The 13,871-nt window shown below is 69.9% G+C and carries 16 protein-coding genes and 1 tRNA gene; 8 read left to right on the plus strand and 9 right to left on the minus strand.

What is annotated here, in order from left to right; translation table 11 throughout:
* Positions 1-83: 83 nt before the first annotated feature.
* The 7 genes from rpmI (at position 84) to ENSA5_RS17670 (ending at position 3,258) form a co-directional block, all read left to right on the plus strand.
* The gene (gene rpmI, locus ENSA5_RS17640) at positions 84-287 is read left to right on the plus strand and encodes a 50S ribosomal protein L35 (protein WP_106392843.1); all 204 of its coding nucleotides are present in this window, start codon (positions 84-86) and stop codon (positions 285-287) included.
* Between the two features lie 3 nt (positions 288-290).
* Positions 291-644, plus strand: a complete 354-nt coding sequence (gene rplT / locus ENSA5_RS17645) for a 50S ribosomal protein L20 (protein ID WP_106392844.1) — start codon at positions 291-293, stop codon at positions 642-644.
* Positions 645-795: 151 nt separating this feature from the next.
* Complete coding sequence (locus ENSA5_RS17650; protein ID WP_106392859.1) at positions 796-1,080, plus strand: integration host factor subunit alpha; 285 nt, start codon at positions 796-798, stop codon at positions 1,078-1,080.
* Between the two features lie 8 nt (positions 1,081-1,088).
* Positions 1,089-1,742 carry a MerR family transcriptional regulator gene (locus ENSA5_RS17655; RefSeq protein WP_106392845.1) on the plus strand — a complete coding sequence of 218 codons (654 nt, stop codon included), beginning with the start codon at positions 1,089-1,091 and terminating at the stop codon, positions 1,740-1,742.
* Between the two features lie 74 nt (positions 1,743-1,816).
* Positions 1,817-1,890: transfer RNA gene (locus ENSA5_RS17660), tRNA-Pro, on the plus strand.
* 64 nt (positions 1,891-1,954) lie between these two features.
* Complete coding sequence (gene surE / locus ENSA5_RS17665) at positions 1,955-2,716, plus strand: 5'/3'-nucleotidase SurE (protein WP_106392846.1); 762 nt, start codon at positions 1,955-1,957, stop codon at positions 2,714-2,716.
* A complete protein-coding gene (locus ENSA5_RS17670; protein WP_106392847.1) occupies positions 2,713-3,258 on the plus strand; it encodes an adenine phosphoribosyltransferase in 546 nt (181 codons plus the stop codon). Before surE ends, ENSA5_RS17670 begins: the two co-directional genes overlap by 4 nt.
* A gap of 91 nt (positions 3,259-3,349) precedes the next feature.
* Here ENSA5_RS17670 and ENSA5_RS17675 read toward each other — a convergent pair whose 3' ends face one another.
* The 4 genes from ENSA5_RS17675 to ENSA5_RS17690 all read right to left on the minus strand — a co-directional run bounded on the left by ENSA5_RS17675 (position 3,350) and on the right by ENSA5_RS17690 (position 6,715).
* The gene (locus tag ENSA5_RS17675) at positions 3,350-3,976 is read right to left on the minus strand and encodes an ATP-binding cassette domain-containing protein (RefSeq protein ID WP_181197861.1); all 627 of its coding nucleotides are present in this window, start codon (positions 3,974-3,976) and stop codon (positions 3,350-3,352) included.
* Positions 3,977-4,167: 191 nt separating this feature from the next.
* On the minus strand, positions 4,168-4,587 hold the full coding sequence (locus ENSA5_RS17680; protein WP_106392849.1) for a DUF423 domain-containing protein: 420 nt from the start codon (positions 4,585-4,587) through the stop codon (positions 4,168-4,170).
* On the minus strand, positions 4,584-5,111 hold the full coding sequence (locus ENSA5_RS17685) for a DUF5329 family protein (protein WP_146155818.1): 528 nt from the start codon (positions 5,109-5,111) through the stop codon (positions 4,584-4,586). The genes ENSA5_RS17680 and ENSA5_RS17685 overlap by 4 nt, the downstream gene beginning before the upstream one ends.
* Positions 5,112-5,170: 59 nt before the next feature.
* Positions 5,171-6,715 (minus strand): L,D-transpeptidase, encoded by a 1,545-nt coding sequence (locus ENSA5_RS17690; RefSeq protein ID WP_181197862.1) that lies wholly within the window; start codon positions 6,713-6,715, stop codon positions 5,171-5,173.
* 245 nt (positions 6,716-6,960) lie between these two features.
* Between ENSA5_RS17690 and ENSA5_RS17695 the strand changes: the two genes are divergently transcribed.
* Positions 6,961-8,562 carry a hypothetical protein gene (locus ENSA5_RS17695; RefSeq protein ID WP_106392852.1) on the plus strand — a complete coding sequence of 534 codons (1,602 nt, stop codon included), beginning with the start codon at positions 6,961-6,963 and terminating at the stop codon, positions 8,560-8,562.
* 12 nt (positions 8,563-8,574) lie between these two features.
* Here ENSA5_RS17695 and ENSA5_RS17700 read toward each other — a convergent pair whose 3' ends face one another.
* From ENSA5_RS17700 to ENSA5_RS17720, 5 genes are all read right to left on the minus strand, one after another.
* Positions 8,575-10,149, minus strand: coding sequence for a B12-binding domain-containing radical SAM protein (locus tag ENSA5_RS17700; protein ID WP_106392853.1), 1,575 nt, complete (start codon positions 10,147-10,149; stop codon positions 8,575-8,577).
* A gap of 35 nt (positions 10,150-10,184) precedes the next feature.
* Positions 10,185-11,114, minus strand: a complete 930-nt coding sequence (locus tag ENSA5_RS17705; RefSeq protein ID WP_146155819.1) for a hypothetical protein — start codon at positions 11,112-11,114, stop codon at positions 10,185-10,187.
* A 31-nt stretch (positions 11,115-11,145) separates the two neighbouring features.
* Entirely contained in the window at positions 11,146-12,153 is a 1,008-nt protein-coding gene (locus ENSA5_RS17710) for a hypothetical protein (RefSeq protein WP_181197863.1), read from the minus strand.
* Positions 12,154-12,270: 117 nt separating this feature from the next.
* Positions 12,271-12,912, minus strand: a complete 642-nt coding sequence (locus ENSA5_RS17715; RefSeq protein WP_106392856.1) for a hypothetical protein — start codon at positions 12,910-12,912, stop codon at positions 12,271-12,273.
* A gap of 223 nt (positions 12,913-13,135) precedes the next feature.
* Positions 13,136-13,871 (minus strand): N-formylglutamate amidohydrolase (locus tag ENSA5_RS17720; protein ID WP_146155821.1); only part of this gene is annotated, 736 nt, incomplete at its 5' end.

Raw genomic sequence — 13,871 nt, forward strand, 5'->3', positions numbered from 1 at the left:
ATGGTCTTGCGACCCCGGCATCCCTGATGTAGACAACCGGCCCCCCAGCCACACAGCTGGGGCGCCAGGTCGAGGTTACCGACATGCCCAAGATGAAATCTCATAGCGGTGCGAAGAAGCGCTTTCGCTTCACAGCCACCGGCAAGGTCAAGCGCAAGCACTCGCACAAGAATCACATCTTGACGAAGAAGTCGCCCAAGCGGATCCGCAAGCTCCGCGGGACGGCGATCGCGTCGAAGCCCGACGAAGTGCGCGTCCATCAACTCCTGCCCTACGGAGCGAAGTGAGCCATGCCCCGCGCTAAACGAGGATTTAAAGCCCGCCGTCGTCGCAACCGCATCCTCAAGGCTGCGAGCGGCTTCCGCGAGGGTCGCCGGACCATGTATCGGCGCGCCGTCGAGGCCGTGCACCACGCCTGGATGCACGCCTACACCGGCCGCAAGCAGAAGAAGCGGACCATGCGTCGGCTGTGGATCGTGCGCATCAACGCCGCCGCCCGCCAGCAAGGGGTCAGCTACAGCCGCCTCATGGACGGCTGCAACAAGGCCGGTATCGCGCTCGATCGCAAGGTGCTCGCCGACCTGGCGATCGCCGATCCCCAGGGCTTCGCCAAGGTCGTGGATACGGCCCGCGCGGCGCTGTAGGGCGGCGCGCGATCCGTCCCGCTTCATTCGAGGCTCGAGGGTACCCCTCGAGCCTCGTTGTTTTGGTTGTGGGTTGCACCCAAAGCGTCAACGATAACGAGGACTTGTGCCCGGCGAGGAAGCGAGCGAGGATCGCGGTCGGAGGAACGCGATGACGAAGGCCGACATCGTCGACAAGGTCTGTGAACAGGTAGGGGGCTTCTCGAAAAAGGAGGCCGCGGATCTGGTCGACCAGGTATTCGACACCATGAAGGCGGTGCTCGAGACCGGCGAGAAGATCAAGATCTCGGGCTTCGGCAACTTCGTCGTCCGCGAGAAGAAGCCCCGCCCGGGTCGCAACCCCCAAACGGGGCAAGAGATCACCATCGAGGCCCGCCGGGTCCTCACCTTCAAGCCCAGCAACGTGCTCAAGGCCGCGCTCAACGGCGAGAGCTAGCTCCGACCATGGCAGCAGGTCCGCCCAGCGCCAAGAAGCCAGCCGGCGCCAAGAAGCCAGCCAGCGCCAAGAAGCGCCCGGGCAAGACGGCCAAGCGGCGAGCCAAGCGCTCGGGCGCCAAGGCCAGCGCCGACAGCCTCGAGCTCGGGACCGACAAGCTCTACTTCAAGATCGGTGAGGTCGCGAGCATCGTCGACGTCGCCGCCCACGTGCTGCGCTACTGGGAGAGCGAGTTTGCGCTCATCAAGCCCCAGAAGTCTCGCTCGCAGCAGCGCGTGTACAGGCGCAAGGACGTCGAGAACCTGCTCCGGATCAAGCACCTGCTCTACGAGCGCAAGTTCACGATCGCGGGCGCGAAGCAGGAGCTGCGCGGGGGCGCGTCGAAGATCGAGCGCGCGGAGGTCAGCGGCCTCTATCGTGCCCAGCGATCGATGGCCCAGGTCCGTGAGCAGCTCGATCTCCTCGCCCACGCGGTCCGGGCCCAGCCTGACTCAGGTCACATCGCGGCCGACCCGGCCGAGTTCGTGCGAGCGTCGGGGGGCGCGCGCAGCTTGCTCGCGGGCTCGTCCAGCGGCGATAGCGACGCTAGGGGCGACAGCAGGCCCACCCAGCACCTGCTCGAGCGGCCCGACCGCCCAGATCTCGCCGATCGAGATCGCTGAGAGCTTACGGGAACTAAAACCTCATCCTCCCCCTTGCCGAGGATATACCCAGCTGATATGAGCCCTGTCCCCGCCGGGGCGTAGCGCAGTCTGGTAGCGCACTTGACTGGGGGTCAAGGGGTCGAAGGTTCGAATCCTTTCGCCCCGATCGGCGGAGCGAGCGGTCCCATCGGACCGCTCGCTTTTTTGGTTCTGTCGGGTTAGATGGGGGCGTGGGTCGCCCGCTGATCTTGGTCTCGAACGACGACGGGATCCGAGCCCCGGGGCTGCGTGTCCTCGCCCGCGTCGCGGCTGAATTTGGCGACGTGCTGGTCTGCGCCCCGACCGAGGAGCGCTCGGGCTTCAGCCACGCGATCAGCTTGCACTCTTCGCTGCGGACCAACTCGACGCCCGAGCTCGGCGACAACTGGTACGCGGTGTCGGGGACGCCGGTCGACTGCGTGTACCTCGCGAGCTTGCACCTGTGTGAGCGCCGGCCGGATCTCGTGCTCACGGGCGTCAACCCCGGCTACAACCTCGGCGCCGACGTGTTCTACTCGGGCACGGTCGGGGCCGCGCGCGAGGGGCTGCTCCGTGGGTGCACGGCGATGGCCGTGTCCGTCGAGGCCGAGGCCGATCCCGCGCTGAGCGTGCCCTTCGTCCGCCAGCTCGTCCCGCTGCTGCTCGCCCGGGCCGCGCTCGGCGAGCGTCACCTGCTCAACCTCAACGTGCCCCGCAAGCCCACAGGCCTCCGAGTCGCGCGCCTCGGGCACCGCTCCTACGACGACCAGGTCGACGAGCGAAAAGATCTCGCCGGGCGCAGCTATTTTTGGATCGGCGGGCCACCTGCTCCGATCAACGACGACAGCGACAGCGACATCGGCCTGGTCAGTCGGGGCTTCGCCGCGCTGACCCCACTCGAGCTCGACATCACCGCCCCCGAGATCGACGACTGGGCGACCTGGGTGGCGGCGAAGGACTCGTCCACGACATGAGCATCGATCACGAACAGGCCCGCGAGCTGCTGCGCAGCAAGATCCGCAGCATCCCCGACTTTCCCAGCCCGGGGATCTTGTTTCGCGACATCACCCCCGCGCTCGCCGACGCCGAGGCGTTCACAGCCGCGGTCGAGCTCCACCTCCATCACATCGCCGATCTCGACGGGCAGCTCGACGCGATCGTCGGCATGGAGGCGCGCGGCTTCCTGTTCGGGCCGATCCTCGCCCACCGCCTGAACCTCGCCTTCGTGCCCGCGCGCAAGCCAGGCAAGCTCCCGGCCGAGACGATCGCCGAGGACTACGCGCTCGAGTACGCCAAGAACACCCTCCAGATCCACGCCGACGCCCTGCGCCCGGGCGCCCGCGTCCTGATCGTCGACGACCTGCTCGCAACCGGCGGGACCGCGGCCGCGACCACCCGGCTGATCGAGCGCCTCGGGGCGACCGTCGCCGCGCAGCTGTTCATGATCGAGCTCGTCGCGCTCGGCGGACGAGCAGCGCAGGGCGACCACCGCGTCGAGGCCGTGCTTCAGTTCTGAGGCCTCCGGTCGCCTGCCGCCCGCGGTGGCCGTGGGCTGCTCGGGCGCGAAGCTCAGACCCGCCCACACCGCGAGCGAGGCGCTCGGAGGGTCAAGACACCCTGAAGGGCTGGGCGTCGAGGGCGTCGAGGGCCCAGCGGTCTTGATCGTGGGCCGCAAGCAAGATCGCAGCTCCGGCCGCCCGGCGCTCGACCAACCACCCGAGCAGGCGCTCGCGGCTCTCCCCATCGACCCCAGCGAAGGGCTCATCGAGCACGTAGAGCGCCGCGTCGCCAGCGGCGATCGCCGCGAAGGCGAGGCGCCGCCGCATGCCCACGCTGTAGGTCGTCGCCAGCAGCTCGATCGCCGGGCCGAGCCCGGCGAGGGCCTCGAGCCGCGCGAGCGAGTCGGCGCCTCGGTCCTCGAACACGTCGGCGTGGAACTCGAGCAGCTCGCGGCCGCTGAGCCCGGCCGGGAGGTCGATCTCTTGGGCGAGGTAACGGAGGCTGCGGCGGGCCTGGAGCGGCTCGCTGCGCAGGTCATGGCCGCCGATCTCGACCGCTCCGGCGTCGGGGATCACGGTCCCGCAGATGCAGCCGATCAGGGTCGACTTGCCGGCCCCGTTGGGCCCGACCAGGGCCACGGCCTCGCCTGCTTGAAGTTCGAGCGAGACCCCATCGAGGACGACGTTGTCGGCGTATCGCTTGCTCAGCTCGAGCGCGCGCAGGGGAGGGCTCACCGCGCCAGTCCAACCGAAGCAGGGCCGCGAGTCCAGGGCCCATGAAAGAATGAAAGAATGAAAAAATCTCCTGCCCAGCGGGTGCGACGAGGGATCAGCTCACCCGCGGGCAGGAGATGCGACTCGAAGTGGTGCGTCGTTCCACTCCGGATACTCCGACCCGCCCGGACTCAGTCCGGTTTCGGCCCGCTCTAGTTTTTCTCGGGGTCGGTTGGGAGACCGTAGGCGTGAGCGACGATCGCCGCCCACCCGAGGATCAGACCCAGCCCGCCGAGCGGGGTCACGGCGCCGAGCAGGCGCGGTCCGCCGAGGGCCATGGCATAGAGTGTCGACGAGAACACGAGCACGCCACCGCAAAAACCGGCGGCGGCGACGGTCCGCCAGCGCGTCCAGGGGCCCGCGCCCCAGCCGACCAGGAGCAGGGCGAGGGCGTGGATCTGCTGGTAGCGCGCCGCGGTCTGCCACCACTCGAGCTGCTCGGGTGTCAGCCGGGACTCGAGCCCGTGGGCGCCGAAGGCTCCGGCCGCGACGCCGAGCAGACCGAGGGCGCCAGCGAGCATCATCGTCGTGCGCCGGGCGTGGGTTTGATCGAGCGGGGTGTGATCGGTCATGGGCTCTCGCTCTCGGCCAGCTGCTGCGCGAGCCATGCGCTCAGCTCGACGGTCGAGCCGTCGGCGAGGACGACCAGGTAGGGCAGGTTGGACTTGAAGCTGCGGGCGGCGATCTCGTCGAGCCAGGGCTCGAGCTCGATGAGGTCGTAGCCGATCCACTCCCACTTGGTCCGGAGCATGCTTGCGAACTGCTCGGCGGTGTACTCGCTGGGGTCGCTGTCCTCGCCGTCGGCCTGGTCGACGAAGCGCAGGCCGCTCGCGCTGATCAGATCGAGGGCCTTGTCGATCGCCGGATCTGCGGGAGGCCGATCGGCGAGCTTCGAGGCCGCGCCAGCTTCGGCCTCGCCGCCCGTCTTGACCTCGTCGGGAGCGGGGCCCGCCTCCGAGGCCGCGGACCCTGCCCCGACCCCCGCGCTCGGCGAACGCATGGGCTCGTGGCGCACGGTCGGTGGCTCGTCGCGGCACGCCAGCGCGGCTGTGAAGCCGAGGACGGGGACCAGGGCGAGGGCGCGAGCGCGGGGCACGAGCGCCAAGGTAGCGCTCCCCGGCCCGGGGCACGAGCGCAAGCGCTGCTTGGGAGCGCTCAGCCGGGCAGGCCCGCGCCGATCCCGGGGCTCGTTCGTGGCTCCAGGCGCGGCCCGCTGGGTGTCTCGCCGGGATCGGGCAGCTCCGCGCTGACCTCGCTCGGATCCACGACCACGCCGCCCGGGACGAACGCGGGGTCGTACTGGGGCGTGCTGTCGTACTCGGACAGCGCCCGGCGCTCGTCCGCCGCCTCGGCTCGGGCCTTCTCGGCCTCGCGATCGGGCGGCCCGATCGGGCGATCTTGGACGAAGCCGCCGCGGCTGGAGTCGCGGACGTGCACGACCACGGCGCGGCGGAGATCGCTGGGCAGGTAGCCGGTCCAGCCCAGGGGCAGGGTCGGCCCGGTCCACTCGAACACGTAGCGCGCATCATGAGGCGCGAGGTTGACGCAGCCGTGGCTCTTGGGGGTGCCGAATTTGTCGTGCCAGTAGGCGCCGTGGAGGGCGTTGTGGCCTTGAAACAGGATCACCCAGGGGACGCCCTGGACCATGTAGGGCTTGTCCTCGTAGGCCTGGCTGGCCATCGTCGTCGACGCGACCTTGGCCCAGACGGGGTAGTTGCCGCGGGGGGTCGGCATGCTCCTGCCCGACGACACCATGGTCGCAAACACGGCACGATCGCCGCGGTAACCGACCAGGACCTGCTCGCCGAGGTCGACGTCGATCCACTGGTCGTTGCCGGTGTTGCGCCCGCGCCAGTCGTCGAGGACCTCCGGCGGAGGGGCGGCGGCGATGTGGACCTCGTTGAGGTGATCGGCGTCGATCCACAAGTCCTCACCAACCCGCCAAAAGCTGCGCTGGCTCGAGGCCTCGCTGCGCTCGAGCAGCGGCACCCGCGTACGCAGCTCGAGCTCGAGCACGCGCTCGGCCGAGGTCGCGGGCGCGGACCGAACCGGCGTGCCCTTCTTGAGCTTGGTCCACGCGAAGCTCGGGCCGGCGTAGGTCCCGGTCAGCTCGACCCCGGACCACTCGCTGCCCTGGCCGCCGAAGCGGATGCCGGCCTTGGGCACGAGCGCGCCGTCCTCGGTCTGGATCCAGTCCGCGCCGTCGTACTCGAGGGTCCGGGCCACGACCAGGCTCATGCCCTTGGTCAGCGGGCGGGTGGGGACCCCGGCGTCGACGTCGGCGTAGCCCGCGTACATCGGCACGCCGTCGGTCCGGACGTAGGCGTAGCTGAAAGGCACGCGCCGGCCCTCAGCCAGGGGCATCGCGGCGCCGGGCTCGGGCCCGCGCTCGCTCTCGCGGGCCTGCTCCGAGCAGACGAAGCCGAAGGGGTAGATCGCGTACCAGGGCTTGCCGTGGCAGCCCTTGTCGTCGCGGCTCTGGACGATCCCGCGCACGACCAGGCGGGTGCCGTCGGACACCGTGGCGAGGCGCTTGTGCGGCACCCACGGGCGGCCACGGACCACGGTCTCGGACCACGTGGCCTCGATGTAGCGGACGTCGGTCGGCTCGATCTCGACCTCGTCGGCGCTCGGACCGGGCTCGAGACCGGTGAGCACGCGGAGGGTGTGGGCGAGGAGCGTTGCGGTGATCGGCATCATGGCGATCGTGGCGGGGCAGGGGGGAGGGCGTGACCGGCGGCGGACAGGGGCCGGGCTGACGCGGCGTCGGGCGCTCACGCTATCATCGCTGGACGGCGAGCAAAAAACATACGCGCGACGCCGAGCCGCCATTCCGCGAGGCGCTCGCGCGGCGTCTGGCCCTGAGCCTCGCGCTGGTCGTCGGTCTCGCGGCGATCTGTGCGCCGTGGTTCAACATCCTGTCCGACAACGCGGACGGCGCCGGGATGCAGGCCCACCTCCACGGGATCTTCGAAGCTCGTGACCTGCTCTATGACGACGAGTACGCGGCCCTGCGGATGTCGCCGCTGTTCGCGTTCGTGACCGAGCGCGGGGTCGTGTCGAACCACTGGCCGGTGGGCGCGAGCTTCTTGCAGGCGCCGGGATGGCTGCTCGGTCGGCTCGCGGGCCTGACCTTGGTCGGGGACGGCGTGTCCGAGCGCGCGGCGACGTGGACCGTGCCCTTGCTGGGCCTGCGCTGCTGGGCGCTGCTGGTCCTGGCCTGGGTCAGCGTCCGCGTCCATCGGTGGTTGGCCGCGCGCGTGCCTCGAGCGCGCGCGACCCTCGCGACCGCGGCGCTGGTCCTCGGCACGCCGCTGCTCTACTACGCGGCCGAGTCGCCCCTGCGGCCGCACCTTTGGGGCGCCGCGGTCGTGGCCGTGCTGACGATGCGCTGGTTCGACGCGATCGAGCGCGCGGCCGAGGATCCCGAGCGCGCGCGCCAGAGCCTTCGCCGGCCGCTGGAGCTGGCGACCTACGTGGGCCTGGCCACGGCCGTGCGTCCGCAGCTGGCGATCCTCGTCGTGCTCGTCGCTCACGAGCGCTGGCTTGCGAGCGCCGAGGCCTCGCTCGTCGATCGCGTCAAGCTGCTCGCAACCCACGGGCTCGCGTCCGCCGCCGCCTTTGTCGTGTGGCCCTTGCTCGTCTTGCGCATGCAGCTGTGGATGTACGGCGGCCTGGGTGACTACAGCGGTGAGGTCAGCCATCAGCTCCGGGCGTTCTTGTTGTCGACGCACCACGGGGCGCTGGTGTGGTGCCCGGTGCTCGTGCTCGGCCTGCTCGGGCTCGCGATCGGGGCCGCGCAGCGACGCCACGGCGCGCTGATCCTGATCGGGCTGTTCGCGGCGCAGATCTGGCTCGACGCGGGCACCCGAGAGATCGAGCCCTACACGGTGCTCGGGACGCGGACCTGGGCGGCGGGCACAGCCTTCGGTCCGCGCAAGCTGCTCGACGCGATCCCGCTCTTGTTGCCGGGGGTCGTGTGGTTGTCGCGCTGGCTCGACAGCCAGCTGCCCTCGGAGCAGCGGCGCTGGCGACGGCGGCTGGCGGCGGCGACCGTGCTCGCGCTCGTCCCGACGCTGCTGCTGTTGACGGCGGCCTTCGTCGACCCCAAGGTCTGCTCGTCGGTCCTCGACCCCGAGCGCCTGTCGATCGCGCTCAGCCTCGGCTTTGACCCGAGCAACTGGCAGCTGGCCTGGGACCAGCGCGCCCTGGCGCTGCGGGTCACGCTGAGCGTCGCGACGATCGTCGGGTTGCCGCTCGCGGTCTTGGTCGTGGCCCAGCTGCGCCACGGGCCGGGCTCGCGGCCCCGAGCAGCCTCCCAGGCCCGGCGCTGGCCGTGGCTGTTGGTCCTCGCCGCCGGGATCGCAGCCAACTTGTGGCTCGTCTGGCTCGAGGCCCGAAGCGCGGCGCTGCTCGAAGCCGACCCCCAGCGCATGGACCGGGCGGCCGCGCAGATGAACCCCTGGCACGAGGCCACGGTGTCCGAGATCCCGCGTCATCACGCGCTGCTGCGTGCGCGGCTCGGCCCCGAGGCCGTGCCCGACTGATGGCGCGCCCGCTCACCGCGGCGGCAGGACTGGAAGCCGCGGCCGCTCGGCGGCCTTGCCCGTGCGCCGGGCGACCAGCCACTCGTCGCCGTAGCAGCGCGGGCGCTCGGTCGGGGGCAGGGCCTCGAGCGCCCGAGCCCAGTCGCGATAGCCGGCGCCAGCGTGGACAGCCTCGATCGCGGCGTGGCCGACCTCGGGCCCGCCCTGGGCCAGCATGTACTCGATCCAGGCCCACTTGGGCGGCTGCGGCCGCAGCTCGACCTTGCCCTTGAGGCCCCGACGGATGCGATCGAGGCGGGCCTGGGCCGCCTTGACGCCCATGAACTCGGCGCCGTCGAGGGGCGTGTTGCGCTTGGCCACGAAGGTCGAGAAGGTCAGGGTCAGGCGCACGATCTTGGCCAGCTCGAGCGCAAAGCGAACCAGCTCGTCGGCGTCGGCGTCGGTCTCACCGGGGGCGCCCATCATCTCGTAGACCTTCATGCGGTGGAAGTCGGCGGCTCCGATCAGCGAGGCCGCGCGGAGCAGCTCGGCCTCGCTGACCTTGCGATCGAGGGCCAGGCGCATGCGCTCGCTGATGCCGTCGGACGCGACGGTGATCGTTCGGTAGCCGCCCGCGGCGAGCCGGGCGAGCAGCCCCTTGGTCAGACGATCCGCGCGCAGGCTGGAGATCCCGATGCCCTTACCGCGCTCGACGATCCGGGCGACGAGTTCCTCGAGCTGCGGGTGATCGGTGACCGCGGCGCCGACGAGGCCAACCTTCTTGGCGTGCTCGGGGATCAGCGCGAGCGGGGTCTCGAGGTCGAGCAGGCGCATGCCCCCGGTCGTCGCGCCCCGCATCACGCAGAAGGTGCAGCGCCGCGAGCACCCGCGCTCCGGCTCGATCAAGAACATCTCGCTGAGCTCGGTATCGGGGCTGACGATGGCCGAGCGCGCGGGCAGCAGCTCGCTCGGAGCGCTGGCCATGGTCGGGATCGGCTCGAAGTAACCCGGCTCGATCTCGCCGCGGATCGTGTGGGGCAGCTCGGCCGCGGCGTCGATCGCCGCGCCCCGCTTGTGCGCGTCCTGGATCCGCGCGACGGCCTCGGGCAGCAGCGACTCGGCCTCGCCGACGATCAGCAGATCGACGAAGGGCAGCATGACGCTGGGGTTGCTGTTCGTCAGCGGACCGCCGCCGATGACGATCGGGTCTCGCGGCCCTCGGTCTGCGGCCAACAGCGGGATCCCGGCGCCCTCGAGCAGCCGGATCACGCCGCTAATCTCGAGCTCGTAGGCGACCGACAGCCCAATGATCGGGTAGCTGGAGATCGGCTGCTCGGACTCGTAGCTCGAGATCGCCAGGCGCTTGGGCGGCGGCCAGGCCAGCGACATTCGCTCCCAGCTGTCGGGCAAGAAGGCCCGGTGACACCCGGGACCGTGCTCGTTGAGCAGCCGATACAGGGTCTGAAACCCGAGGCTCGACATGCCCACGTGGTAGGGGCTCGGGTAGGCCAGGACGATCGGCGCTGGCCGTCCGAGGCCCAAGGTCCCGATCTCCCGCGCGAGGCGGCGCTGGATCAGCGCGCGCTCGCTGCTTCGTTCAGCCCTCATCGGGCTCGTTCATACCAGAGCAGCGAGTCGCCGCTCTAGAACCGGATCGCCGCGGCAGCCCCACCACCGCCGGGCAGGAGCGTCGGCCCGATCGCCGTCAGCTCGACGCCGTTCTTGGCTTTGGCGCTGGCGCCGGCCTTGGCCTTGTTCTTCTTGGCGTGGATGGCGATCAGCGCGATGCCGGCCGCGACCAACACGCCGCCGCCGATGAAGCCCGCGTAGGTCAGCACCTTGCCCGTGGCCAGGCGGCTCTCGAGGGTGACGGGGCAGTCCGACGCGTCGACGTTGCGGCACGCGTAGTCGCCGACCGGGTAGCCGGTGTTCGTCGAGGTCGAGGCCAGCTGATCGAGGCTCTTGCCCGCGCCGACGGCGATCGCCGAGCCCGCCGCGCCGGCACCGACGCCGGCGAGACCGAGCGTGATCATGACCGCGCCGCCGATCAGCAGGCCCTTGTCGCCCTTCTCCTTGGGCTTCTTGCCGCTGTCGCCGGGGCCGTCGCCGGCCTCGGTAGCGAAGGGGTTCTCGACGTCCGTCGGCGCTTCGGCCTCGGGCTCGGGCTCCTCCTCCTCGGGGGTGCGGCAGCCCTTGGCCTCGATCTCTTCGAGGATCCCCTGCGCCTCGGTGATCTTCTCTGGGTACTTGTCGGCCTCGCCGTACTCGACGAAGTGCGTCAGGTAGTCGTAGGCCTTGTCGCAGTTGTCGACCTTCCACGCTGCGATGCCGACCTTGTGGGCGAACCCGTGCTTGCCGGGGACAAGGTAGTAGGCCTGCTCGTAGAGCACGACCGCGGCCTCCCAGTTGTCTTCGTCTGCGAGGCGCTCGGCCTCGATGTAGAGGCCCTTGGCCTTCTCGATCTTCTCGTCGTCGCTGAGCTCATCCGCTGGTGCGGTCACCAGGGGGTACTGCGCCAGCGCGACGCCCGGCATGGACACGGTCAGCAGGAGGGCGACGGGAACACGAAGCATGCGCATGTATGACTCGATCGATAAGGAAAACTCAGAAGCGGATCTCGGCGACTGCACCGCCGCCGCCGCCAGGCAACACGACGGGTCCGAGGCCAGTGAGCTCGACCTTGCCGTCTTTGCTCGCGGTCTCGAGGGCTCCGCCGTTCTTTTTCTTGTTGGTCATGTAGATGGCGAGCATCGCAACGCCACCGATGAGCGCGGCCCCGCCGACACCCAAGCCGACATAGCCGAGCACGTTGCCGGTCGCGAGGCGGCTCTCGAGCTTGTAGGGGCACTCGTTCGCGGGCACGCTGCGGCAGGCGTAGTCGCCGACCGGAAAGCCCGACGGGGTCTGGTTGGTCGAGAGGCTGCGCAAGTTGCCAGCCGCTCCGCTGGCCAGGGCCAGGCCCGTGATCCCGACCGCGAGGCCCGCGACCCCGACCCCGGTCAAGGCCGCGCCGCCGATCAGCAGACCTCGCTTCTCGTTCTTCTTGGCGTCGCGGGCCTTTTTGGCCTCTTCCTGACGGATCTCCGTGCTGGTGTCGCCCAGCGGGTTCTCGGTGTCCGTCGGCTCCGCCGAGGTCGATGAGGTGGTGGTCGTCGCCGCTGTCGGGGTCGCGCAGCCGGACACGGAGATCTCACCGAGGATCTGCTTGGCCTCGTCGATCTTCTCGCCGTGCTTCTCGGGATCGCCGTACTGGAGGAAGTGCTTGAGGTAGGTGTTGGCCTTGTCGCAGTCGCCCGCGTTCCAGGCCGCGGTCCCGACCTTGTGGGCGAAGCCATGCTTGCCGGGGACGAGGTAGTAGGCCTCCTCGTAGAGCGGCACGGCCTCGACCCAGCGGCCCTCGCCCGCGAGCGCCTCCGCCTCCATGTACTTTTGCTTGGCGAGCTCGAGCTTCTGATCTTCAGAGAGTTCGCTGGGCTGAGCTTGGGGCTGCGGATCCGGCTGAGCTGTTGGCTGGGGCTGGGAGGCTGGCCCCGAAGGCGGCGGCGGCACCTGAGCGAGGGCCACGCCGGGCATCGACAGGGTCAGCAGGAGGGCAACGGGTACACGAATCAAGCGCATCGGTTCTCAGTGGGGGGACGAGGTGACCAGCTACGTGGCGACGCGGTGAGGGTGGCCTCGCACGCGGCGGTGGGACTCTCGCAAATCGGAGACTGCAACGCAGCAGCCGCGCTACAGATCGTCGAAGTCGGACGCTTTCTTGGTCGTCTTCTTCTTCTTGGTCGACGATGCCTTCTTGCGCTTCTTCTTTTTCTTCGCCGGCTTCGGCGCCTCGGCGGCCGGCTCTGCCGCGGCGTTCGGATCGACCGGCGCGGCGTTGGGATCGACCGGCGCGGCGTTCGGATCGACCGGCGCGGCGTTCGGATCGACCGGCTGACCGGGGACGGCGCCCGGTTGACCGGGGGCGGCGACGGGCGGAGTCGCGCCGGGGGGCGGCGGCACTTCTTCGTCGGCTTTCTTCTCGTCGGCCTTCTCGGTGTCGGCGGCCTTGTCCTTCTCGGTGTCGGCGGCCTTGTCTTTCTCGGCGACCTCCTCGTCCTTGCCCTGGCCGAGGAAGATGACCGCCGCGACCCCGACGACCGCGATCGCACCACCGATGATCGCCGCGATCGCGATCGTGTTGTTCTTGGCGGGCGGCGGAGCCTCGACCTCAACCTGGGCCGCCTCGGGGGGCGCCTGGTTGGCCGCCGGTGCCGGCTCGGGCACGGGCTCTGGTTCGGGCTCTGGCTCCGCTGCCGGAGTCATCGCCAGCTCGTCTACGAGTTGGCCGAGCAAGTCGTCAAAGGCGTCCGCTTCTTTGTTGGCTGGGTTCACGGCCGAGAGTCCTTTCGTCGTCCTCTTGTCCACGCGGCCCACAGTTGATGCGGGCCAAGTAGAGAGCCGAGCAATAATTGCTCGCCCGACGATCCGTGGCGCGAGTGTAGCGTCAGGGGTGCATCTCACACAAGTGAAGGGAGCCCTTGGTTCGAAAGGCCGCGCGCGCAGCTCAGCGAGCCCCGCGAAGTAGCAGCTTCGTTCGATATGAGATGCGAGTCGATCATTCCGCGGCGCTTCGGTCGGCCAGCGCGTCCCGCTGGAGGCTCAGCTCCATCGTCAGGGCATCGATCGCAACGACCAGCGCGAGCAGTCGCCGTCGCTCACGCCCCGCGGACTGGCCCTTGCGACCAGGCGCATGGACCGCGTACCGCCCCGACCGCGCCCCGCGGATCGGAGCGAGCTCGCGGGGATCGGGGACCGGCCTTGGATCGAGGCGATACTCGTCCATGTAGAGCGATCGGCTGACCTCGAGTTGAAGGGCATGGACGCGATCGTTGGGGCGCCCGAAGGTCCCCGCGATGTTTCCGCCCTGGTAGGGATCGTCGATCGCCACCGACAGCGGCCAGCGCGATCCAAACTGGGCGTGCACCTTGCGGCTCCGGCCTGACAGCGCAGCCATGGCCGAGGCGACCAAGCTGGTGTCACACGCGCTGCCCGAGCAGGTCCCCAGGACGAGATCTCCGGGTACGGTGCCGGGCATGGAGTGTGCGTCGAGGACCACCGCGTAGCCGAACTGACGGCGGCGCCGCTCGATCAGGAGCTCGAGCGCCCGGTAGTAGGGTCGGTGAAACTGCTCGATCCGCGCGGAGAACTGGGCATGGGTCAAGGTCGTCAGCAGCGGGATGTTGCCGACGGCGTAGCGCCAGACGACGCCGCGGTTGCGGATCACACGGCGGGGATCGCCTGAGTTTGTGTTGGAGCGCCGACGGGCCGACGGGGCAGGGCGGGCCGACGGG

Origin of the sequence: Enhygromyxa salina, from assembly GCF_002994615.1 — a bacterium.
GTDB lineage: Bacteria > Myxococcota_A > Polyangia > Nannocystales > Nannocystaceae > Plesiocystis > Plesiocystis salina_A.

Coding starts and splice junctions, on each gene's coding strand:
- ENSA5_RS17670 (WP_106392847.1), top strand. CDS start 2,713: ATGAGCATCGATCACGAACAGGCCCGCGAGCTGCTGCGCAGCAAGATC.
- ENSA5_RS17705 (WP_146155819.1), bottom strand. CDS start 11,114: ATGCTTCGTGTTCCCGTCGCCCTCCTGCTGACCGTGTCCATGCCGGGC.
- ENSA5_RS17680 (WP_106392849.1), bottom strand. CDS start 4,587: ATGACCGATCACACCCCGCTCGATCAAACCCACGCCCGGCGCACGACG.
- ENSA5_RS17650 (WP_106392859.1), top strand. CDS start 796: ATGACGAAGGCCGACATCGTCGACAAGGTCTGTGAACAGGTAGGGGGC.
- ENSA5_RS17655 (WP_106392845.1), top strand. CDS start 1,089: ATGGCAGCAGGTCCGCCCAGCGCCAAGAAGCCAGCCGGCGCCAAGAAG.
- ENSA5_RS17690 (WP_181197862.1), bottom strand. CDS start 6,715: ATGATGCCGATCACCGCAACGCTCCTCGCCCACACCCTCCGCGTGCTC.
- ENSA5_RS17700 (WP_106392853.1), bottom strand. CDS start 10,149: ATGAGGGCTGAACGAAGCAGCGAGCGCGCGCTGATCCAGCGCCGCCTC.
- ENSA5_RS17695 (WP_106392852.1), top strand. CDS start 6,961: ATGCAGGCCCACCTCCACGGGATCTTCGAAGCTCGTGACCTGCTCTAT.
- rpmI (WP_106392843.1), top strand. CDS start 84: ATGCCCAAGATGAAATCTCATAGCGGTGCGAAGAAGCGCTTTCGCTTC.
- rplT (WP_106392844.1), top strand. CDS start 291: ATGCCCCGCGCTAAACGAGGATTTAAAGCCCGCCGTCGTCGCAACCGC.